General features: G+C 42.8%; 18 protein-coding genes. 9 read left to right on the plus strand and 9 right to left on the minus strand.

The annotated features are described in order from the left end of the window. Positions 1-81: 81 nt before the first annotated feature. The 3 genes from LN995_RS18310 (at position 82) to glgB (ending at position 7,961) form a co-directional block, all read left to right on the plus strand. Positions 82-2,049: an alpha-1,4-glucan--maltose-1-phosphate maltosyltransferase gene (locus LN995_RS18310; protein WP_229962537.1), complete on the plus strand. Its 1,968-nt coding sequence runs from the start codon at positions 82-84 to the stop codon at positions 2,047-2,049. A gap of 85 nt (positions 2,050-2,134) precedes the next feature. Continuing rightward, positions 2,135-5,467, plus strand: a complete 3,333-nt coding sequence (gene treS, locus LN995_RS18315; protein ID WP_229962538.1) for a maltose alpha-D-glucosyltransferase — start codon at positions 2,135-2,137, stop codon at positions 5,465-5,467. Then, positions 5,460-7,961 (plus strand): 1,4-alpha-glucan branching protein GlgB, encoded by a 2,502-nt coding sequence (glgB, locus tag LN995_RS18320; protein ID WP_317206972.1) that lies wholly within the window; start codon positions 5,460-5,462, stop codon positions 7,959-7,961. Before treS ends, glgB begins: the two co-directional genes overlap by 8 nt. A 136-nt stretch (positions 7,962-8,097) precedes the next feature. Here the strand turns inward: glgB and LN995_RS18325 are convergent, their stop codons facing one another. The 3 genes from LN995_RS18325 to LN995_RS18335 form a co-directional block, all read right to left on the minus strand. Next, positions 8,098-8,391 (minus strand): DUF2179 domain-containing protein, encoded by a 294-nt coding sequence (locus LN995_RS18325; RefSeq protein WP_229962539.1) that lies wholly within the window; start codon positions 8,389-8,391, stop codon positions 8,098-8,100. A 43-nt stretch (positions 8,392-8,434) separates the two neighbouring features. Continuing rightward, positions 8,435-8,686 carry a DUF5698 domain-containing protein gene (locus LN995_RS18330; protein WP_229962540.1) on the minus strand — a complete coding sequence of 84 codons (252 nt, stop codon included), beginning with the start codon at positions 8,684-8,686 and terminating at the stop codon, positions 8,435-8,437. Between the two features lie 117 nt (positions 8,687-8,803). Continuing rightward, entirely contained in the window at positions 8,804-9,913 is a 1,110-nt protein-coding gene (locus LN995_RS18335) for a mechanosensitive ion channel family protein (protein WP_229962541.1), read from the minus strand. 347 nt (positions 9,914-10,260) lie between these two features. Here LN995_RS18335 and LN995_RS18340 point away from each other — a divergent pair, with 347 nt between their 5' ends. Next, positions 10,261-12,483 carry a bifunctional alpha,alpha-trehalose-phosphate synthase (UDP-forming)/trehalose-phosphatase gene (locus LN995_RS18340; RefSeq protein ID WP_229962542.1) on the plus strand — a complete coding sequence of 741 codons (2,223 nt, stop codon included), beginning with the start codon at positions 10,261-10,263 and terminating at the stop codon, positions 12,481-12,483. A 174-nt stretch (positions 12,484-12,657) separates the two neighbouring features. Here LN995_RS18340 and xseB read toward each other — a convergent pair whose 3' ends face one another. From xseB to LN995_RS18360, 4 genes are all read right to left on the minus strand, one after another. Continuing rightward, positions 12,658-12,930, minus strand: a complete 273-nt coding sequence (gene xseB, locus LN995_RS18345; RefSeq protein WP_229962543.1) for an exodeoxyribonuclease VII small subunit — start codon at positions 12,928-12,930, stop codon at positions 12,658-12,660. Further along, on the minus strand, positions 12,920-14,485 hold the full coding sequence (gene xseA / locus LN995_RS18350) for an exodeoxyribonuclease VII large subunit (protein WP_229962544.1): 1,566 nt from the start codon (positions 14,483-14,485) through the stop codon (positions 12,920-12,922). The genes xseB and xseA overlap by 11 nt, the downstream gene beginning before the upstream one ends. Before the next feature lie 171 nt (positions 14,486-14,656). Beyond that, positions 14,657-15,199, minus strand: coding sequence for a GNAT family N-acetyltransferase (locus LN995_RS18355; protein WP_262910525.1), 543 nt, complete (start codon positions 15,197-15,199; stop codon positions 14,657-14,659). A gap of 108 nt (positions 15,200-15,307) precedes the next feature. Beyond that, positions 15,308-16,360 (minus strand): CNNM domain-containing protein, encoded by a 1,053-nt coding sequence (locus LN995_RS18360; protein ID WP_262910526.1) that lies wholly within the window; start codon positions 16,358-16,360, stop codon positions 15,308-15,310. Between the two features lie 217 nt (positions 16,361-16,577). Between LN995_RS18360 and LN995_RS18365 the strand changes: the two genes are divergently transcribed. Next, complete coding sequence (locus LN995_RS18365) at positions 16,578-17,423, plus strand: hydroxymethylglutaryl-CoA lyase (RefSeq protein WP_229962547.1); 846 nt, start codon at positions 16,578-16,580, stop codon at positions 17,421-17,423. 2 nt (positions 17,424-17,425) lie between these two features. Continuing rightward, positions 17,426-18,166, plus strand: a complete 741-nt coding sequence (locus LN995_RS18370) for a (Fe-S)-binding protein (RefSeq protein ID WP_229962548.1) — start codon at positions 17,426-17,428, stop codon at positions 18,164-18,166. Between the two features lie 507 nt (positions 18,167-18,673). Here LN995_RS18370 and LN995_RS18375 read toward each other — a convergent pair. Continuing rightward, positions 18,674-18,862 (minus strand): hypothetical protein, encoded by a 189-nt coding sequence (locus LN995_RS18375; RefSeq protein ID WP_229962549.1) that lies wholly within the window; start codon positions 18,860-18,862, stop codon positions 18,674-18,676. Positions 18,863-19,190: 328 nt separating this feature from the next. Continuing rightward, a complete protein-coding gene (locus tag LN995_RS18380; protein ID WP_229962550.1) occupies positions 19,191-19,349 on the minus strand; it encodes a hypothetical protein in 159 nt (52 codons plus the stop codon). Positions 19,350-19,412: 63 nt separating this feature from the next. On the opposite strand from LN995_RS18380, the gene LN995_RS18385 reads away from it, so the two are divergent. The 3 genes from LN995_RS18385 (at position 19,413) to LN995_RS18395 (ending at position 21,513) form a co-directional block, all read left to right on the plus strand. Next, a complete protein-coding gene (locus tag LN995_RS18385) occupies positions 19,413-20,198 on the plus strand; it encodes a transporter (RefSeq protein ID WP_229962551.1) in 786 nt (261 codons plus the stop codon). A 17-nt stretch (positions 20,199-20,215) separates the two neighbouring features. Beyond that, complete coding sequence (locus LN995_RS18390; RefSeq protein WP_229962552.1) at positions 20,216-20,530, plus strand: DUF2391 family protein; 315 nt, start codon at positions 20,216-20,218, stop codon at positions 20,528-20,530. An 89-nt stretch (positions 20,531-20,619) separates the two neighbouring features. Next, a complete protein-coding gene (locus LN995_RS18395; RefSeq protein ID WP_229962553.1) occupies positions 20,620-21,513 on the plus strand; it encodes a cyanophycinase in 894 nt (297 codons plus the stop codon). Positions 21,514-21,590: the final 77 nt, after the last annotated feature.

Here is a 21,590-nt window from a genome sequence, read left to right on the forward strand (position 1 = left end):
ATATAGTGTTTGAATATAGCTTGCAACATATTCTAGTGCTACGTAGTAGTTATATAAATCTAATGTAAGGTTTACATATTAATGGAAGAACTGGAAGGAACAAATCGCGTTGTCATTGAAAATGTACAGCCACAGATAAACTGTGGTCAATACCCGGTAAAGCGTGTAGTGGGTGAGGAGTTGTTGGTAACTGCCGATATTTTTACCGATGGTCATGATGAAGTAAAAGCAGTTCTGGCGTATCGTCAGGTAGGCTCTGAAGAATGGCAGGAGGTGCCTATGGAGTTTATTAGTAACGACCGCTGGCAGGCTGCTTTTACGCTCGATACTATGGGGCGTTATGAATATACCATCAAAGGATGGGTAGACCACTTCTATACCTGGCAGAAAGGAGTCAAAAAGAAATTTGAAGCCAATCAGGATATAACTGTTGAGCTACAGATAGGGGCCCAGTTTCTGGAAGAGACGGCCGCATCTGCCGAACAGGATATCCAGGATCAGTTGCATGAGCGTGCTTTCTTTATGCGACATGGCAATGCTCCTGGCGAGGCTGTGACAATGGCAAACAGCACGGAAACAAGTGAGTTGATGCGAGTGAACAGCACACGTAAAAATGTAACGACTTATAATAAAATACTGCGGTTGAATGTGGAGCGTAAAAAGGCGCTATTCAGTGCGTGGTATGAGTTTTTTCCTCGGTCTGCAGCACAGGAAGCAGGTAAACACGGTACTTTTAAAGATTGCGAGCGACTGTTGCCCCGGATAGCCGAAATGGGCTTCGATACAATTTATCTTCCGCCAATACATCCTATAGGACGTGCTTTCAGAAAAGGTAAAAATAATGCTGTGACAGCTCAGCCTGGTGAACCTGGTTCACCATGGGCTATCGGCGCAGAGGAAGGAGGCCATAAAGCGATACTTCCGGAGCTAGGCACATTGGACGATTTTAAAGCTTTTGTAAATAAGGCCAAGGAACATGGTATTGAAGTGGCATTGGATTTTGCTATTCAGTGTTCTCCGGATCACCCATATGTAAAAGAGCACCCTCAGTGGTTTAAGTGGCGGCCGGATGGCACGGTACAGTATGCAGAAAATCCACCTAAAAAATATCAGGATGTTTTGCCAATAAACTTTGAAACAGAAGACTGGCAGAACCTGTGGCAGGAGCTTAAAAGTGTATTGTTACACTGGATAGAGCAAGGAGTAAATATTTTCAGGGTTGATAATCCGCATACCAAAGCTTTTGCTTTTTGGGAGTGGGTTATTGCAGAAATCCAGCAGGAACATCCACAAATTATATTCTTGTCTGAAGCCTTTACCCGCCCACGTGTAATGGAGCGCCTGGCAAAGATAGGCTTTACGCAGACTTATACGTACTACACCTGGCGAAACTCTGCAGAAGAACTAAGAGAGTATATGCAGGAGCTAACCCAGACGGAATTACGACAATATTACCGTCCGAACTTCTGGCCTAACACTCCAGACATTAACCCTGTTAGTTTGCAAGAAGGCGGGGAAGCGACACATATTACCCGTGTGGTTATGGCAGCTACTTTATCTTCTAACTATGGCTTATACGGGCCAGTGTACGAATATAATATTGCTACGCCGGTGCCTGGAAAAGAAGAGTATTTCGATTCTGAGAAATATGAAATAAAAAACTGGGACTGGGGCAAACTGACCAAGACGCGTGAGATTATTACCTTGATAAACAAGATCAGGAAAGTAAATCCTGCGTTGCAGACTACCTGGAACATAGCGTTTGGGGAAACTGATAACCAAGCCTTCTTTAGTTATGCGAAGTGGAATGATGATATGACCAATAAAATTTTCGTAGTGGTAAATCTTGATCCTAATAATACGCAGGCAGGCTGGATTAAAATGCCATTATGGAAATTGGGTCTTTCAGATAATGAACATTACCTGATGCACGACTTGCTTACTGAGCGTAAGTATACCTGGACAGGTGAGTGGAATTATGTGGAACTAAGGCCATATGATATGCCGGTGCATGTGTTCCGCATCGAAAGCCCGAACCCAGGAATGTAACAGTACCTAATGATACACAAAATTAACTGGCTGCTTTTAGTGGCCAGTGCAGAAAGATAAACCCTCTATAATCACAACCATCTATATGGCAGACGATAAAGATCTGATAGACGATAATATTCACTGGTACAAAGACGCCATTATTTATGAGCTGCACATAAAGGCTTTTAAAGATGGCAATGGAGACGGTATTGGTGACTTTAAGGGGCTAATGCAGAAGCTGGACTACCTGGAAGACCTGGGTGTGACAGCTATCTGGCTTTTGCCTTTTTACCCATCACCCTTACGTGACGACGGTTACGACATAGCTGATTACTTTAGCATTAACCCGTCATATGGAAACATGCAGGACTTTAAGCTTTTTGTAAAAGAAGCGCATCGGCGTGGGCTTAAAGTTATTACAGAGTTAGTGATCAACCATACATCCGATCAGCACCCCTGGTTCCAGCGGGCTCGTAATGCAAAAAAAGGCTCTAAATACAGAGACTTTTATGTGTGGAACGATAACCCGGATAAGTATAACGAGGTTCGCATTATCTTTACAGACTATGAGCCGTCAAACTGGACCTGGGACCCGGTGGCACAGCAATATTACTGGCACCGCTTCTTTTCTCACCAGCCTGACCTGAATTATGATAATCCGGCTGTTCAGAAAGAAGTTTTCAAGGTGCTGGATTACTGGTTTGACCTGGGAGTGGATGGATTCCGCCTGGATGCTGTTCCATATTTATTTGAACGAGAGGGTACAAACTGCGAAAACCTGCCGGAAACGCATGAGTTTTTGAAGAAGCTACGCGCGCACGTAGACAGTAAATATGAGGGCAAGCTGCTGTTGGCTGAGGCAAACATGTGGCCGGAAGACTCTGCTTCATACTTTGGCGATGGGGATGAGTGTCATATGAACTACCACTTCCCGATTATGCCGCGTCTCTTCATGTCGGTAAAGATGGAAGACCGTTACCCGATCATTGACATCTTTAACCAGACACCTGCCATACCGGAAACCTGCCAGTGGGCTATGTTCCTGCGTAACCATGATGAGCTTACGCTGGAGATGGTGACAGATGAGGAACGGGACTACATGTACAAAGTGTACACCAAAGACCCCTTAGCCCGGATTAATCTGGGTATTCGCCACCGCTTGGCTCCACTGCTGGGTAACGACCGTAACAAGATAGAACTGCTGAATGTGCTGCTCTTCTCAATGCGTGGTACACCAGTGGTATACTATGGCGACGAAATCGGTATGGGAGACAACTACTATCTTGGTGACCGGGATGGTGTGCGTACCCCAATGCAGTGGAATGATGACCGTAATGCAGGCTTTTCTACTGCCAACCCTCAACAACTGTACCTGCCTATTATCATAGACCCAGAGTATAAGTATGAGTCTGTTAACGTAGATACACAGAATCACAACAGTAGCTCTTTGCTCTGGTGGATGCGCCGAATAATTAATATGCGGAAGCATTATAAAGCATTCGGCCGTGGTAACATCAGGTTCCTAGCCCCAGCTAACTCTAAAGTACTGGCTTTTGTGCGCGAGTACGAGGATGAGACTATCTTAATCATAGCTAACTTATCTCGTTTTCCGGAAGCCGTTGAACTGGACCTGCAGGAGTTTAAAGGCAGAGTACCGGTAGAGGTCTTTAGCAAGAATAAATTCCCGGCTATAAAAGATGACTCTTATGTTTTAACAATGGGTTCGCACGGTTACTTCTGGTTAGAGCTGAAACCCGCAGAGGTGTCTACAGATTCTGAGCAGGATATCCAGAAACCAGCTTTCCAGCTTGGAACATTAAAAGCAGCCTTGGATGCAAAGACACTGAAAGAACTGGAAACAAGAGTTCTTCCACCTTATATTATTAATCGCCGTTGGTTTGGCGGTAAGGCGCGTACCATACAGCGAATGCAGGTATCTAACAATATACCTGTGCCTATGGGCAAGCAGAATGCTTCGCTTCTGTTTGTAGAAGTAAGCTATAACGAGGGGCTGCCAGAGGTGTATCAGTTACCGGTAGCATTTGCAACTGGTGAACAGGAGCAGGAACTGCGCGAGCAATGTCCTAATAGTGTGATAGCTCGTGTGACAATAGATGGGAAAGACGGTATATTGTATGATGCTCTTTACAGTGAGGACTTCCGTCAGACATTGCTTCAACTTATTGTAAAGCGTAGAAAGTTAAAGCAGGGCAATGCAGAACTGGTAGGGAACAGTAACCGGCATTTAGCTTCAGAGCTAAAGAATGTAGGGCAACCTGCATCTAAAATTCTTAGTGCTGAGCAAAGCAATTCTTCAATAGTGTATGGTAATAACTTCTTTATGAAGCTGTACCGTAAACTTGACAGAACTTTAAACCCGGATGTAGAGGTAGTACAGATGCTGACAGAGCGCCTGGGCTTCCCGAACGTGCCACGCTTTGTTGGAGCTATTGAACAGCATGAGCCGGGTAAACAGCCCATGGTGCTGGTTATGCTACAGGAGCAGGTTCCAAACCAGGGCGATGCCTGGAGTTACATGGAAGATGCCCTGAAGCGATTCTATGAACGCGTGCAGACGCAAACCGAAAAAGTTAAACTTAAAGCACCGATAGGCTCTCTTGCTAATCCATTGCCTTTTTCAGAGGTTCCGGATGAAGTACAGATGCAATTAGGCGGAGCTAGTGTAGAGCGGGTTGAACTGCTGGGGCAGCGTACTGCTGAAATGCACTTGGCTTTAGGCTCTGTTACCGATGATAAAGACTTTATACCAGAAGATTTTTCATTGCACTATCAGCGTTCCCTCTTTTCGTCTTTAACCTCTTTGGTGCGCAGTAACTTCGACAGTTTACAAAAGCATTTGCCAAACCTGCCGGAATCAGTGCGTGGCGAGGCAGAAGAAGTGCTGAATATGCGGGAAGATATTTTGGACCGTTTGAAGATGATTTTTGCCAGAAAAATTGATACTAAAAAAATACGTAACCATGGCGATTATCATTTAGGCCAGGTATTGTTTACTGGTAAAGATTTTTATATTATTGATTTTGAAGGAGAACCAGCAAGAAGCTTTAGCGAGCGAAGGCTAAAACGTTCTGCCCTGCGGGATGTGGCTGGTATGATTCGCTCTTTCCATTATGCGGCTTATAATGCCCTGTTCCTGCAAGCTGGCTTGCGCAAGGAAGACACAGAGTATCTGGAGCAATGGGCAGAACAGTGGTATCATTATGCCAGCGGGTTCTTTATGCATACATACCTGGGTAAAACAAGAGGTACAGGCATAGTGCCTGCCAGCGAGGAAGACTTTGAAATACTTATGCAGACCTTCCTGCTGGAAAAAGCAATTTATGAACTCGGATATGAATTGAACAATCGTCCGGATTGGGTACTTATCCCGATTAGAGGCATTAAATACATCATGAGGAAGTATAAGAATGGCTAAAAAGAAAGAAAGTACAGCAAACAATAACGAGGAAACTCCTAAAGCAATGGCAAAGACTACTAAAGCTAAAGGCTCAGCAAAGTCTGCTGCCAAGGAAGAGACTGCTCCAGAAGCAACTCTGGGGGGCGCTTCTACAGAGGAAGCAGCACCTAAAAAAGCTACAGGCAGAACCAGAAAAAAGGCTACGGAAACTTCTGAAGCTGCTTCTGTACAATCCTCTGATGAAGCAGCGGCCACTAAGCCCAAGAGAGGAAGAGCCAAGAAAACAGAAGAGGCAAGTCCTGTTGCTGAATCCGAGGCTACTCCTGCTCCAAAGCGGGGCAGATCCCGTAAAACAGTAGCTCCAATGGATGAGTCTACACCAGACCCAGAGACAGTTTCATCACCTATAAGTGCCCCTGTTGCTGATGAGTCAGAAAACCCTGCAACAGGTAAAAGAACGGAAGAACAGCCACAGGAAAGTACTGCGGAAACAACTTATACGGAACAGGTAGAGGCACTGGAAACTGTGCCTGCTATAGAGTCCGGATCTGAAGGAGACAAACAACAAATGGTTTATTACAATATTAGCCGCTTTACTGAATTTGATATTTATCTTTTCAGAGAAGGCAGGCACTTTAATTTATATGATAAGTTCGGCTCTCACCTGATGGAGCATGAAGGGCAGCAGGGTGCATACTTTGCTGTCTGGGCCCCAAATGCAGAACAGGTATCTGTAATGGGAGACTTTAACGGGTGGAACCGAGAAACGCACCAACTACAGGTTCGCTCTGATGAGTCTGGTATTTGGGAAGGATTTATACCTGGTGTGCAGGCAGGAATGCTTTATAAGTATCATATCAGATCACGCTTTAACTTCTTCCATGTAGAAAAGAGCGATCCGTTCTCCTTTAGCCGAGAGGTGCCGCCTCAGACAGCCTCTGTTGTTTGTGACCTGAACTATGGTTGGCAGGATAGTACCTGGCTGAACCAGCGTAAAGAGCTAAATGGGCAGCCGCAACCATATTCTGTTTATGAGCTGCATGCCGGCTCCTGGCGTCGCAAACCAGAGGAAGATAACCGCCCACTCACGTATCGTGAACTGGCAGAGGAACTGCCACAGTATGTGCGTGACCTTGGCTTTACACATGTTGAATTTATGCCTGTGATGCACCATCCATTTGGTGGCTCATGGGGTTACCAGATTACAGGTTACTTTGCCGCCGGAAGTAATCTAGGGTCACCGCAAGACCTGATGTATCTGGTTGAGGCATTGCATCAGCATGGAGTCGGTGTTATCCTGGATTGGGTGCCTTCACACTTTCCATCAGATGAAAACGGCTTGGTTTATTTTGATGGTACACACCTGTATGAGCACGCAGATCCACGCAAAGGCTACCACCCGGACTGGAACAGCTATATCTTTAACTATGGAAGGAATGAAGTACGTTCCTTCCTGATAAGCAATGCCTTATTCTGGTTGGATAAATACCATGTTGATGGTTTGCGTGTAGATGCAGTTGCTTCTATGCTTTACCTTGACTACAGCCGTAAAGAAGGTGAATGGATACCGAATGAGTACGGAGGCCGGGAAAATCTGGAGGCCATCACTTTTATCAAGGATTTCAATTATGCTGTGCATGAGCGTTTCCCTGATGTACAGACAATTGCAGAAGAGTCCACAGCATGGCCTGGCGTAACTGCTCCAGTTGATCAGGGTGGATTAGGCTTTGACATGAAGTGGATGATGGGCTGGATGCATGATACTTTAGATTATTTCTCGAAGGACCCTGTATATCGTAAGCACCACCAGGGAGAGATTACCTTTAGTATGGTATATGCTTTTTCTGAGCGTTTTATGCTGCCGCTTTCTCATGATGAGGTGGTATATGGTAAACACTCTCTGATCTATAAAATGCCAGGTGATGAATGGCAGCGATTTGCTAATCTGCGTACATTGTATGGTTATATGTTTGCTCACCCGGGTGCTAAATTGTTATTTATGGGAGCAGAGATAGCACAGACCAGCGAATGGAACCACGACAGTAGCCTAGAATGGCATTTGTTACAGTATGGGTTCCATAGTGGAATGCAGGAACTGATACGAGATTTGAACATGTGCTATAGGCAGGAGCAAAGCATGTACACGTACAGCTTTGATGATCGTGGCTTTGAATGGGGAGATTTTCAGGACGCGCACAACAGTGTCATGAGCTTCCTGCGTAAAGGTAGTGACCCGGAAGAAGTAATGCTTGTTGTCTGTAACTTTACTCCTATGATGCACCACCATTACCGTTTAGGTGTGCCAATGGCAGGTAAATGGGTAGAAGTAATAAACACTGACCTTGCCAAATATGGAGGAAGTGATGTGTATAATCTCGAACCGCCTGTATCGGTGCCAGAACCACTGCACGGTAGAGATTACTCTATAGAGTTACGATTACCTCCGCTGTCAGTAGTTTGGTTAAAATACCAGCGCAATTCAGACATGCCTTTTGAGGCTGGGCTTGAGTAAAATTAAAAAAGCTTAATGAATGTGAACGGAGCACTGTCTGGCAGGATAGTGTTCCGTTTTTTTGATAGGCAGTAGTTTGCTTGGAAAGAGAAAGGAACGGTTAACCATATTGTCCTAACGAGAGAACTATTAAAGGTTACTTCCCTTTCCGTAAAGGAAAAAACTTTTTGAATGTTGTGCTGCGTTCCGATCCAGAGAGAGCTACATCTGAAACAGAGCGAACATCTTCTACAGAGTAAAACGCTTGTGGGTTATAGTCACGAATAATTCCCAGCACATGATCGAGTTTCTTTCGCTTTACAATCATGAACAGCAGGTTAACTTTACCGCGTGTGCCACGTGCATCTACACAGGTGAGGCGGTAGCCATGGCCCGTGAGGCGTTTAATCAGGTTGTCAGCTGGTTCTACCGTAATAACACGTACTACCATTTGCCCTAGAGCCAGTTTCTGCTCAATTTGTAATCCCAGGAAATTACCTGTGGCAAAGCCTCCAGCCCAGGTAAGAAGCGAAATTACTTAGATTCTGCATAACCTGTGTAATAGCCACTAACCAGATTAAGACTTCCACGAAGCCAAGTAAAGGAGCAACCAGCTTATCTCCTCTGGAAACAAACACTATGCGCAAGGTACCTAGAGTGACATCCATGATACGAGCCATAAAGATAAGAATAGGGATAATCACCCACTCTACAATACGAGGGTCTAGTCCTTCAAAATAGTTCATTGTTTCCTTTGCTTTGCTGGCGCTGTGAGACACCATATTACTTCTCTAGCTGTGGTACTGAAAGGATATGGTAGTTTCGCAAAGGCGCCCACAGGTCATATTGATTTATGCTTTTGATTATTTCCCATTAGAATTTTGGGTGGAAATCTTTGCTAATTGCTTCACAGCATCTCCGGTAAATTCAGCGCGGGTACGCGGAAGCGATTCAGGGTAATTCTGTTGTATGAACTTAATCATTTTCTCGCGTACCAGGCACCTCAGGTCAAACGCAATACTAGAGTTGTTAGCGCTTACCAGGAGCCGCAGCTCCAGTGTTCGTTCTTTGGCTTCTGTAACCTGAAGTACCGATACGCGCTTGTCCCAAAGATCCGTTTCAGCAAGAATGCGATCAAACTCTTTGCGAAGGGCATCCAGCGGTATACTATAATCAGTATAAAGGAAAACAGTACCGAGTAAGTCGGAGCCGGTGCGGGTCCAGTTCTGGAAAGGTTTTTCAATAAAATAATTAAGTGGGAGTACCAGGCGGCGGCTGTCCCATATCTTTAGAACAACATAAGTTAATGTGATTTCTTCTACACGACCCCACTCACCTTCTACTACCAGCACATCATCCAGACGTATGGGTTGTGTAAAAGCTACTTGTAGCCCTGCCAGTAAGTTTGCAATAGAGCGTTGGGCAGCTAAACCAACTACAATACCAGCCACCCCTGCAGATGTAAGTAAACCAGTTCCAAGAGTTCTGACAGACTCAAAGCTGAAAAGAATAAGAGAGATAGCTACAAACACGATTAAGATAACAGCCAGTTTTTTTATAAACTGCACCTGGGTGTACAGCTTTCGCTCTTTATAGTTATCTGGCTTTTCTACCTGAAACTTGTCTTTAACTATATCCAGCACAACATTTGTTAGCTGTACCAGAACCCAGGCGAAAGTGGCAATGTTCAGTATCTCTGCAACCCGCCTTAGGAAAAAAATAGTACCTGTAGAAAACGGTATGGCCGGAAGAGCCATAGACACAAACAGTAGCGGTATAAAAAGTGACAATGGCCCGTTAAGGTGTCGGGTAAGTGAACGAATCAGTTGAGGGTCGGTATGCCGGTTGTAAAAATCCAGCAGCTTAAAAACTAGAAACTTAACCAGAATGCCCAAAAGTATGGCTGCAATGAAAATGGCGATGCCTATAAAAAAATCGTTAAACCGGCTAATATAATCTATTATGTTGTCCATGTAAATTGCACATTTTTGTTTAAAAGCAGGTAAAATTAAGTTAGCAGACAAATGCTTTAATAATCATGGAAACGTACCTCAATTTTAAGGTAATGGTTGTAGTTTATCAACTAATTCATCAGAAAGTTGACTTCAGACGTGTTTTATTACATAAATTTATATAAATTCATAACGTTAGTAACACGTTTACGTAACTGTAGATATAAAATTGTGTCCAACTTAAAAGATATATCTAACTAAGTTAATAAATATAAAACATACTAGATTCAGACTTTATGGGCAGGACAAATGGACTCCCACTCCAGATGGAATGCTACACGACGCCTGAGTAAAAATTACCAAAGCAAATGGCAAAACTGATCATCGTATCAAATAGACTTCCTGTTAAGCTGCAAGAGAAAGACGGAGAGCTTACTTATAAAGCGAGTGAGGGTGGATTGGCTACGGGCTTGGGCTCTATCTATAAGAAAAAAGACAACCTTTGGATTGGATGGCCAGGCTTGGTAGTGGATGATCCTGATAAACAGAGTAAGATTGTAGAAGACTTAAAGGATGAGAACATGCATCCTGTTTTTTTGACTGAATCTGAAATCAAAGAATTTTACGAGGGCTTTAGCAATGAAACGCTGTGGCCTACTTTCCATTATTTTTCGCAGTACGCCATTTATGATCAGGACCTTTGGGAAACTTATGTAGAAGTTAACCAGAAGTACTGCGATGAAATTGTAAGGCAGGCAGGCCCTGATGACACTATTTGGGTGCATGACTATCAATTGCTGTTGTTGCCTTCCATGTTGCGAGAGAAGCTGCCCGATAGCACCATTGGTTTCTTTCAGCATATTCCTTTCCCGTCTTATGAAGTTTTCCGTTTGTTGCCATGGCGTAAACAGATACTGGAAGGCATGCTTGGAGCTGACCTAGTAGGTTTCCATACATACGATGATATGCGTCACTTCCTGAGTTCGGTAAACCGTATTACTGGGTATGGCAGTATGCATGGGTGGATTTACACCAATACACGGTCTTTGTTGGTAGACTCTTTTCCGATGGGCATTGATTATGAAAAATATGCTAGAACGGCTGAACTGGAAGAAGTCAAAAAGAGGGAGCGCATTTACCGGAACCACATATCTTCAGAGAAAATTATCATTTCTATTGACCGCTTAGACTATTCTAAAGGTATTCCGCAACGCCTGATGGCTTTTGATTTGTTCCTGGAAAAATATCCTGAGTTTCATGAGAAAGTAACTTTGGTTGTGCAGGTTGTTCCATCAAGAGATACAGTCGATCAGTATAAAGAGCTGAAGGAAGAAATTGAAGAGCTTGTGGGTCGTATTAACGGTAAGTACAGCACCATGAACTGGAACCCATTGCAGTACTTCTACCGCTCTTATCCGTTGGAGACTATTTCTGCTTTTTACCGTATGGCAGATATTGCGCTGGTAACACCCATGCGCGATGGTATGAACCTAGTGTGCAAGGAGTATGTAGCCAGTAGGTATGAGCAGAAAGGTGTATTGATTCTGAGCGAAATGGCCGGTGCTTCTAAAGAACTTTCTGATGCCTTACTAATTAACCCGAACGATATTAACCAGATTGTAGAGGCGCTGCACCGGGCTGTTACTATGCCTGAAGAGGAGCAGAAAGTGCATATGACAAGTATGCAGGATACGCTGAAACGATATAATATTCACCATTGGGTAACTATGTTTATGGACAGGTTATCTTATGTAAAGATTAAGCAGTTGTCTCTGGCAACAAGCTATCTCGATGAGGCTACTTTCCAGGAGATGAGCGATTCTTACGAATCTGCCAGTTCCCGCCTGTTTTTCTTAGAGTACGATGGCGGCCTGATAGATTATAAGACGAAGCCTTTGATGGCTCGCCCTGATGATGAATTGATGGAGCTTCTGGAGAACCTTAGCGGCGACCCTAGAAACAGAGTAGTTGTGATAAGCAGTCGTGAAAAGGCAACCATGCAGGACTGGGTAGGGCATATGAATATCGATATCATAGCTGAACATGGAGTCTGGATTAAACAGCGTAATGCTGGCTGGCAAACCGTAGGAAGCATGATAAACGATTGGAAGAACGACATCCGGTTAATCCTGGACCTTTACGTGGATCGTACACCAGGTTCTTTCATAGAAGAAAAAGATTATTCACTGGTGTGGCATTATCGTAAAGTAGAAACCGGCTTAGGTGATTTGCGTGCCCGTGAACTGGTAAGCCACCTTAACTTCCTGGCAACAAACAGTAACCTACAGGTACTGGATGGGCAGATGGCTGTGGAGGTAAAAGCTCAGGAGATAAGTAAAGGGAAAGCCTCCAGTGTATGGCTGAAGAAGTATCCGCATGAGTTTGTATTGGCTATAGGCGACGATTGGGGCGATGAGGATATCTTCAAAGCAATGCCTCGCGAAGCTTATACTGTTAAAATCGGTAATGCTTATTCTGTTGCTAAATACCACCTGGATACTTCTGACGAGGCGCGTAACATGCTTAATAAGCTGGTACAAAACCATAAAAAGTCAGAGCAGTCTTCCGGAGGAGCTTTAATGACTGGATAATCTGAAGATAAGCTTAAAAATAAAAAAAGCGGTCAGTACATTACACTGACCGCTTTTTTTATGAAGAAAGTGAGTTATGTTAGAGCTGATCTAACATGTGAATGTAATTTATCTTAGCTTAACAAAGGAATTAAAAGGCTTTCTCCCTAAAAGAACTTTGTACTGTTTTGAGTGTCAAAACAAAGAGCCACTCGTTGTCCCTGATTTATTCTCTGCCTGCTTAGGCTTTTGTGGGGCTTCACAGTTTTCTTCGTTAAATACCTGGTCAATTGCTTTTTCGGCATGACGGAGTTTATCTTTGCAGAGCTTTATCAATTGAGAAGAACGTTGTACCTTTTGTGTTAGCTCATCTACATCTACTGCGTCATTTTCAATAGCACGTAAAATTTCTTCCAACTCCTGCGTTGCTTCCCTATAGGTCATGCTGTTTATATCTTTATTCGGCATCTTTATCAATATTTACAATCATACTATGGAGCGTGCCGTTTTGCATCTTAGTCTCAATCACGTCTCCTTCTTTTACCTGATTTATACTTTTAATTATCTTTCCGTTAACGAGTGTCAGTGTAAAGCCCCGCAACAGTAGCTTTTCAGGGTCGTTTGCCTGAATGCTTAGTTCGAGCAGGTTTAGCCGATGCTTTTCTGCCTGAAGCTTGTTATTGGTATTAAACTGTAATTTATCACTGCGTTTAGAGAACAGCAACTGTTCTCTTTTTTGTTTGTCTTTTGCTTCGGTCTCTACACAATGCACTAGGTGGTTAAGCTCATGCTCTTTTGAGTGTAGGTAACGCTGGCTTTTCCCTTCCACACATACCGACAGCTCATTCAGCTGTATTTCCCTTTGGTGGAGTAAATCTTTAGTTAAAGATTTAACATCACGCTCCAAGTCGCTTACCAGGTGTTTCTGCATATCAAGGTAAGCTTTAGGCTTCATTAAAAAGCCTCGGGACAGTTGCTCTAGTTTTTCACGACCTGCCTGCAGGTAATCTTTTGTAAGGTTTGATAGTTTCAGACTCAGGCGTTCCAGTTTATCGTCTGTAACCTTAAGTTGCTGGGCAGAAAACATCCTGATGCTATCATACAGTCCTTCTACATGCTCCTCAGCCGATCTAAACCGATCGATTAAGAAGTTGGCAACAGCTGTTGGTGTTTTAAGTCGTGTATGTGCCACCAGATCAGCTATGCTTTCGTCACGCTCATGGCCTATGCCGGTTAGCACAGGCAGAGGAGAGTGCCCAATGGCTGCTGCAATAGTATAGTCATCAAAACAACTTAAGTCTGTCTGTGAACCACCGCCTCTGATCATGACAATAGCATCAAAGCTATCCTGATGTTTAGCTATCAGTGTCATGGCTTTGTTTACTGAGGCAGGTGCTTCATTTCCTTGAACAGTGGCTGGAAAAAGTGTCGTTTCAAAAGTGTACCCAAAAGCGTTGTTCTGCAGTTGGTGTATAAAGTCCTGATATCCTGCAGCGGTTGCTGACGAAACAACAGCAAGGCGCTGTGGTACTAAAACCAGATCCTGCTCTTTATTTGCCTGCAGCAAGCCCTCCGTCTCCAGTCGTTTCAGAGTTTCCTGCCGCTGCCTTGCCAGGTCACCTAAAGTATAGTTAGGGTCTATGTTCACAATGTCAAGGCTCAGGCCATAAAGCTCATGAAACCTTACATTTGCCTGGAAGAGTATTTTTAAACCAGCTTTTAATGGTTGGCCGGTTTTCTCCTCAAAGTATCGGCTCAGCATCTGAAAGCGAGCACTCCAAATAGTAGCTCTTGCCTGCGCCAGCATCTGCCCCTTCGGGTCATCTCCCTTGTCAACCAGGGTTAGATAACAATGACCTTTGCGTCTGTCGGGCGAAACCTGAGCTACTTCGGCTACTACCCAGTAACTTTCAGGAAAAGCGAGCTCTAGTTCCTCCCGAATCTGCTGGTGCAGTTCATGAAGCGACAACGGAGTCTGAAACTCCTCCTTTACTGTTGTTTGCCTGAAAAAAAGCTGGGCCATGTGGTCTCGTAAAATCAGAATGGTGCCAATTGCAAGAGCTATAGTGACTTATTCTCTTCAATCAGAATTCGAAGATAAGCTTTTGCCAACTTAGCGCAAAGAGGGAATGGGTGGGTTTTTTAATAATTTTTAAATAGCTATAGATATATATGCTTTTCTGCCAGTACTTTACTAATTATAGAAGCGTTCATACACCTGTTGTTTTATTGCGGTTGCCATCTCTGCTAGCTTTTCGTTTGTTGCGACAGTGGGTTTTGACATCAGGTAAAGTGGTACTGGTTGCGCACTTGGCTCGTAAGGTGGTTGGTAATAGTCATATTGATCATAAAGTACAAAACCAAGACTTTTATAAAACTGAATTCGTTTCAGAGATAGCCCATCGACAGGGCGCTCCACTTCCAGTACTACAGTTTCTTCTGACTGACGTAGCAACCAAGTTACAGCTTCTTTTCCAATGCCTCTTCCTCTTTGCTCTGGTGTTATTGTCAAGTGCTCCAGGTAAAGGAACCCATTTAGTTGCCAATGTACAGATAGCCCTACTATATGCCCCTCTGCACTTATAGTATGGAAACTCATCTCTGGTACCTGAAGCATTTTCAAAAGCTGATTAAATTTTCTGCGCTCTTTTTCTGGGAAAGCAGTCTCATATAGCTTTTGCAGTACATGTAAACTATTTAACTTGTTGTTTCTGATTAGTTGGAAACTGAGCGGCATATAAGGTTAAAGCTGTTTTAAGCAATTCACATAGATATTCTTTAGAAAGCATAAGAAGAATTTTAATTAATATATGTGATGATAAGAGAGGTGACACAACAATCCTGTCTATTCTTCCTGCCTATAACCAATTCTCCTCGACTTCTTTTCCCAGTTGTCGCGTGCCCACTTTTGTAAGTCTGCTATATTGTCCATTTCATCTACAATTTCGAGACCCAGTAGTGTTTCTATAATGTCTTCCATGGTTACAATGCCCGCTGTACCACCATATTCATCTACTACCAGGGCAATGTGCTCCTGCTTTTCAATAAGATTATTAAATACAGTCGGGATAGGCGTATACTCCGGAACTACCTGAATGCTGCGGCATATCTTTTTCAAAGGCTGACTTCCCTCATTTTGTATAAGTTTATACATAACTTCATCTTTTAAAACATAGCCTGTAATTTCATCCAGTGTACCGGAGTAAACAGGAATACGGGAGAAGGTTAATGTTGGAAACTCTTTAAAAAAAGTAACAATAGAAGTGTTTTCCTGCGCAGCGACTATTACAGTGCGGGGAGTCATAATATGGTGTACCTGAATATTGTTAAAGCGCAAAATATTGCGGATAATCTGTGACTCACTTTTTTTGAATATTCCTTCTTTGATTCCTATTTCTGCCATTGCCACAAAATCAGCCCTGCTCAGCACGCTACGTTCCTTGTCTTTCTTAAGCCATTTTGTAATAAACTGTGAGAACATAATAATAGGGTACAGGGGCGAGTAAATAAGTACCTTCAGCACACGTACTGAAGCAGGAGCTAACTGCTGCCAATAGTTGGCTCCTATGGTTTTGGGTATTATCTCAGAAAAGATAAGGATGATAATGGTAAGTAAGGCAGATGTAAGCGATAAATAAGCCTCTCCCCATATTTTTTGTGCCTGGGCGCCCACTCCGGCCGCTCCTATTGTATGTGCAAAGGTGTTAAGGGTTAGTATGGCAGCAAGGGGCTTGTCTACATTGTCCTTAAACTGCTTTAGGGTTGTGCCCAAGCCAGGGTTGTTCTGGCTTAAGATACTTACATAAGAGGGTGTTATGCTCAAAAGTACAGCTTCTAATACAGAACAGGTAAAAGAAAAGAACAAAGCGATTAATAAGTATAATAGGAGTAAACCCATGCCTTCTAGTATCTATGTAACATATATCGCCTGCATAAGGTGAGGTACTGGTTCCTTATAGCAGCTTTAAAATAAACGCTTCATGTTAGGCAGGGGTTGTAAACATCTATCTAAACATAACAGGTGATTTTAAGTACAGTAAATATGCTGTATAAGTTAACATGAACGCTGCTTTAAACAACAACTGTTAATGCTTTAGCCAAGAATAGATATTTCAATGAAGATAATAGAATGCCCACGTGATGCTATGCAGGGGCGTAAAGAGTTTATTCCTACCGAGAGGAAAATAGCTTATATTAATCAATTGTTACAGGTGGGCTTCGATACCATCGACTTTGGCAGTTTTGTTTCGCCGAAAGCTGTACCTCAGATGAGTGACACTAGTGAAGTGTTGGCTAATTTAGACTTGAATGAGACTCCTTCTAAGCTATTAGCTATCGTAGCTAATATCCGCGGGGCTGAAGAGGCGGTGCAGTATAGAAAAATATCCTATATAGGGTTTCCGTTGTCCGTATCAGAAACATTTCAGCAGCGCAATACCAATAAAAGCATAGCAGAGGCAATCGTGCAACTGGAGAAAATACAGAATATCTGTTTAAGGCACAATAAAACACTGGTGACCTACCTTTCTATGTGCTTCGGAAATCCTTATGGCGATCCTTGGAGTGCTGAAGCGGTAATAAAGTACATTGAAGAACTGCATCAGCTAGGGGTAGAGACAGTATCCTTGTCGGATACTGTTGGGATGGCTGACCCAGCTAGTGTTTCTTACCTTTTCCGGCATATTATACCAGCTTATGAAAGTATAGAGTTCGGTGTACATTTACATACTACGCCCACAGGGTGGCAAGATAAAATTGAGGCTGCTTACAAAGCCGGTTGCCATCGTTTCGACGGAGCTGTACGAGGATTTGGAGGCTGCCCTATGGCTAAGGATAAACTTGTTGGAAATGTGGCTACCGAAAATTTGATCAGTTACTTAGAAAATAATGGCGTAAATTTGAACCTTAACAAAGAGGCGTTTCAGCAGGTAATGGCACTGTCTGGCGCAGTATTTTCTTAATTATGGCAAGCAGAAGAATTATAGATATTTTCATCCCATGTTTTGTAGATCAGCTTTTCCCGGAAACGGGGATGAATATGGTAAAGGTGTTGGAGAAGCTGGGGTGTGAAGTTAATTATAACCCTAACCAAACCTGCTGCGGACAGCCTGCCTTTAATGCAGGTTTTTTTGACGAAGCCAAAGAGGTAGCTAATAAGTTTTTAGAAGATTTCTCGAATGAAACCTCACATTATATAGTAGCACCCTCTGCTTCCTGTGTTGGAATGGTCCGAAATGCTTATCAGGATATTTTTGTAAAATCGTCGAACCTAGTGCGGTACCGTTCTATGCAAAGAAAAGTATACGAATTTACGGAGTTTCTGACGGATGTGTTAGGAGTAACGGAAGTATCAGGTGCTATATTAAGAGGTAAATTTACTTATCATGATTCCTGTAGTGCCCTTCGGGAGTGCGGTATAAAGGCTGGTCCGCGTGCCTTATTGCAAGGTGTGAAAGGACTGGAACTTGTAGAGATGGAGGATAGTGAAACCTGTTGCGGGTTTGGTGGAACCTTTGCAGTTAAGTTTGAGGCTATCTCGTCAGCAATGGCCGAACAGAAAGTGGATAATGCCTTGGCTACAGGAGCTGATTTTATTGTTTCTACAGACAGCAGTTGCCTGATGCATTTAGAGGCATATATACAGAGACAGAAGAAACCAATTAAAACCATGCACATTGCAGATGTGCTGGCCAGTGGCTGGTAAGAATTTAACAGTGGTTATAAAAGCCCAGCTATTAGATAAAATAGCTGGGCTTTTTTTCTTAACGGTTGATAAAGTAACTAAAATCAAATGAGAGTGAGCTAGATCGCAAATTCATTTCTACAAAATTACTAGTTTCCTTATAATTAGCGTCTCTGTACTTTGTTTTACTGTGGGTATAATTTAAATAGCCAAAAGATACTCCTAATCCAAATCTTTTACTAGGAAAGAACATAATACCTGGCACAACTCCAACTCCAAAAGATGTCGTGGTAGTTCTTTCATTCTGATTAGTAGTAAAACTTTCTGATTTGCTAAAAGTTTGTCCACCAAAAATAGATACTCTATCTGTTATAAAAAGGCGATCTGAGAGTGACCAATATTTTGTTAAGTAAGACGAAATACTATAACTGTGATATTGACCTGTCCATGTTTTTGTATTGCTTGAATCTTTGTTAATTGTTCTATCATAAGTATAGCTAGGGCTAATTCCTATTTCAAGCCTGTCCTTTACAAAAAACCTACTCTGGGTGCTATTCCTAGTCTGATGTAAGTTCCTTTGTTATAAACATCTTCATAATCCGTAGAGCCTGCATTAAAATTCATTCCTCCTGAAAATACTTTTGTACCCTCGGATGTTTGTGCAAAGGCCCCTGTACCAAGTATGGCCAGTACTGCTGTTACTAGAAGTTTCTTCATGTTTGTTCTTAGCTTATTTGAAACAATAAAGTTTAAACATACATACTATATAATATAATAAATATATTATATAGTAAAGATTTTTGCTAAGTAATAAACCTTAAACCTATTGTCAGTCTTATAAAAGGTTTAAGGTTTATTACTTAGCAGCTTCGTTCAAAGTGGTATTTGGAAGAATAAACACCCAATTACATAGCAGATTTGCTACACAAGTTCAAAGAGTCCGTATCACAAGTTAAACGACTCAACAGCTGTTTGGCATAAAGAGAAAGTTTAGGGTTGGTTGGCTTCTCTGCATTTGCTAAATATTCTTTCAGATGGAAAGAAATCAGAGAAAACTGATGTAGTCGTTATAATTTATGGTGAGGTCACTCTTTTTGGGTGCTGGAGTGGCCTCTACCATAAAGTTTGAAGCATTCCTTCCTATTAATGAACGGGTTCGCAACCTATCTTTTACATTAGTGCCCGGTGCTACAAAACAATCCATAAATTTTTCTCCATTTGCAATATTCAATCTCTTTAGACTGCGTATATCAGCCAAAAATTGATTATGGATAAAGGAAAAAGATTGCATCAACTGTGTTTTCTGTTTCTGCTGATGTTTGTTACGATAAACCAGGTAAGGGCGCAGGAGCAGGTTGAGAAAATGGAGACAGATAGGCCTGATCAGACAGAAGCATCAACAGTGGTTCCAAAAGGAATACTGCAAATTGAAGCAGGTTATCTATTTCAGAAAAACAGGCAGAATAACATTGAATATAAAACACATGCGTATCCTGCAGCCCTTTTTCGTGTTGGCTTGCTTGGTAGGGTGGAGCTTCGTGTGCAAAGTGCTCTGAAAGATTCTGTGATAGAAAATAGCATTCGCAGAAAATTAAAAGGTTTAGGACCACTAAGTGTAGGCACAAAAGTGAAGCTTTGGGAGGAGCAGGGCTTTCGCCCGGAAGCGGCATTACTGCTGATGGTAGCTTTACCTGTAGGAAACAGCGCTTTTCGCCCTGACAAGGCAGAACCTCAGTTTCGGTTAGCGCTAAAAAATAGCCTTACCGAAACTTTAGATATTAATTATAACCTGGCTTACAGTTGGGTAGAAGGTAACCATGAGCCTGCTTACTCCATAAATCTTAACAATGAATTCAGTGATAAATTTTCGGTTTTTATAGAAGCTTTTGGTAGCAAAGAGGAGGGAGAAAAGGCAGAACATCAGGCGGATGCCGGAGTGCTGTTTTTCCCTTTGCCTAACCTGCAATTTAATGCCGCTGTTGGCTTTAGCTTGTACAAAGCTGCGCCTGATTATTTTATAACCACTGGCTTAGCAGTGCGGCTGCCGAGGTAAATATTTCTTAGTAGATTATGTCAAGCGATACTAATAACCGCCCGTTGCGGGAGTCTCTGGAGGAATATGCCCGTGGAATTGCCGGAGGTTTATTGTTTAGTTTTCCGCTGCTCTATACCATAGAAGTGTGGAGGGCTAGCTTTATTGCCACACCTTTTGAGCTTATGTTGCTGGTGTTAAGCACTTTTTTGTTGCACTTAGGTTATAATCGCTTTCCCGGCATGCACCCTGGTGCATCATGGCGAAGTGCAATATCAGCAGATGTGCAGATCCCTTTCTGTCCTAAAGAGTCATCGAGAGAAAGAGGTAGCTTTTACAAAAAGCTTAAGTGAGGCAGATACCATTGTAGCTAGGGTCGTAAGCTACAAAAAACCGTAATTGAATATTAGTAGTTTTTTCGTTTAGAAGATATTGCAAGTTTATGACTAAGAGAAAAGTATCTGATCGTTATGAAAATAAGAAGGAAGCACCTGTTGCGAAAGGCAAAGTGCTTGCTATTGGAGGAAAAGAAGACAAAGGAACGAATGAGCTAAAAGAAGAACAAAGGAGGAACAAAAGCTTTATTACTGAAGAAATACTGAAGAGATTCGTAAGTGAGCTAAAAGGTGATAACCCTATGGTTGCTGTTGTGCCTACGGCTTCTTCCATACCCGATGAAATGGCCAAAGACTATGAAGAAGTGTTTCATGGCTTAGGAGTCGGCCGCATAGAGGTGGTAGACGTAAGGAACAGAACCCAGGCCAGGGATGGAGCATTTTTGAAGATTGTAGAACAGGCAGCAGGTATTATGTTCACTGGAGGGGACCAGCTAAGGCTAACAGCTATTTTTGGAGGTACACCTCTGTTAGAGTTAATGAAAGAGCGTCATACTTATGATGATATTATTATTGCCGGAACAAGTGCTGGAGCAGCGGCTATGTCTACACCTATGATTTATGAAGGTGAAACAGTAGGTGGTTACATTAAGGGGGATGTGCGTATTACCACAGGGCTGGAGTTTCTGAAAGATGTGGCTATCGACACTCACTTTATTCAGAGAGGCCGCATAGTACGTATGTCACAGGCCATTGCCACAAATCCTGGTTGTATAGGCATTGGCTTAGAAGAAGATACCGCCATTCTAGTAACCGAAGGCAAAAATGTGGAAGTACTGGGAAGTGGCTTGGTTACCGTAGTAGATGGTATGGGGATAAGCAGAAGCAACATTTATGAAATCAGCACTGGTGAGCCTTTTACTGTATGCGATCTGAAAGTACACCTGTTATCTAAAGGCGAGCGTTATACGCTGCCTACATACGACCAGCTACATTTGTAGAATGAGAGATGTGAAGTTGTTTTGCTAATGGCCCGGATGCAGTTGTTTAAAGCGGCAATATCTCAAGAACTGTGTAA

This window comes from Pontibacter silvestris (genome assembly GCF_020907275.1).
Classification (GTDB): domain Bacteria; phylum Bacteroidota; class Bacteroidia; order Cytophagales; family Hymenobacteraceae; genus Pontibacter; species Pontibacter silvestris.

Bases quoted from the DNA above. Each gene is read 5' to 3' on its own strand.
- LN995_RS18310 (WP_229962537.1), top strand. From the start codon at position 82: ATGGAAGAACTGGAAGGAACAAATCGCGTTGTCATTGAAAATGTACAG.
- LN995_RS18380 (WP_229962550.1), bottom strand. From the start codon at position 19,349: ATGGATTGTTTTGTAGCACCGGGCACTAATGTAAAAGATAGGTTGCGA.
- LN995_RS18370 (WP_229962548.1), top strand. From the start codon at position 17,426: ATGGCAAGCAGAAGAATTATAGATATTTTCATCCCATGTTTTGTAGAT.
- LN995_RS18325 (WP_229962539.1), bottom strand. From the start codon at position 8,391: ATGGTAGTACGTGTTATTACGGTAGAACCAGCTGACAACCTGATTAAA.
- LN995_RS18385 (WP_229962551.1), top strand. From the start codon at position 19,413: ATGGATAAAGGAAAAAGATTGCATCAACTGTGTTTTCTGTTTCTGCTG.
- LN995_RS18335 (WP_229962541.1), bottom strand. From the start codon at position 9,913: ATGGACAACATAATAGATTATATTAGCCGGTTTAACGATTTTTTTATA.
- treS (WP_229962538.1), top strand. From the start codon at position 2,135: ATGGCAGACGATAAAGATCTGATAGACGATAATATTCACTGGTACAAA.
- LN995_RS18395 (WP_229962553.1), top strand. From the start codon at position 20,620: ATGACTAAGAGAAAAGTATCTGATCGTTATGAAAATAAGAAGGAAGCA.
- LN995_RS18365 (WP_229962547.1), top strand. From the start codon at position 16,578: ATGAAGATAATAGAATGCCCACGTGATGCTATGCAGGGGCGTAAAGAG.
- LN995_RS18355 (WP_262910525.1), bottom strand. From the start codon at position 15,199: ATGCCGCTCAGTTTCCAACTAATCAGAAACAACAAGTTAAATAGTTTA.
- xseB (WP_229962543.1), bottom strand. From the start codon at position 12,930: ATGCCGAATAAAGATATAAACAGCATGACCTATAGGGAAGCAACGCAG.
- glgB (WP_317206972.1), top strand. From the start codon at position 5,460: ATGGCTAAAAAGAAAGAAAGTACAGCAAACAATAACGAGGAAACTCCT.
- LN995_RS18375 (WP_229962549.1), bottom strand. From the start codon at position 18,862: ATGAAGAAACTTCTAGTAACAGCAGTACTGGCCATACTTGGTACAGGG.
- LN995_RS18340 (WP_229962542.1), top strand. From the start codon at position 10,261: ATGGCAAAACTGATCATCGTATCAAATAGACTTCCTGTTAAGCTGCAA.
- LN995_RS18390 (WP_229962552.1), top strand. From the start codon at position 20,216: ATGTCAAGCGATACTAATAACCGCCCGTTGCGGGAGTCTCTGGAGGAA.
- LN995_RS18360 (WP_262910526.1), bottom strand. From the start codon at position 16,360: ATGGGTTTACTCCTATTATACTTATTAATCGCTTTGTTCTTTTCTTTT.
- LN995_RS18330 (WP_229962540.1), bottom strand. From the start codon at position 8,686: ATGAACTATTTTGAAGGACTAGACCCTCGTATTGTAGAGTGGGTGATT.
- xseA (WP_229962544.1), bottom strand. From the start codon at position 14,485: ATGGCCCAGCTTTTTTTCAGGCAAACAACAGTAAAGGAGGAGTTTCAG.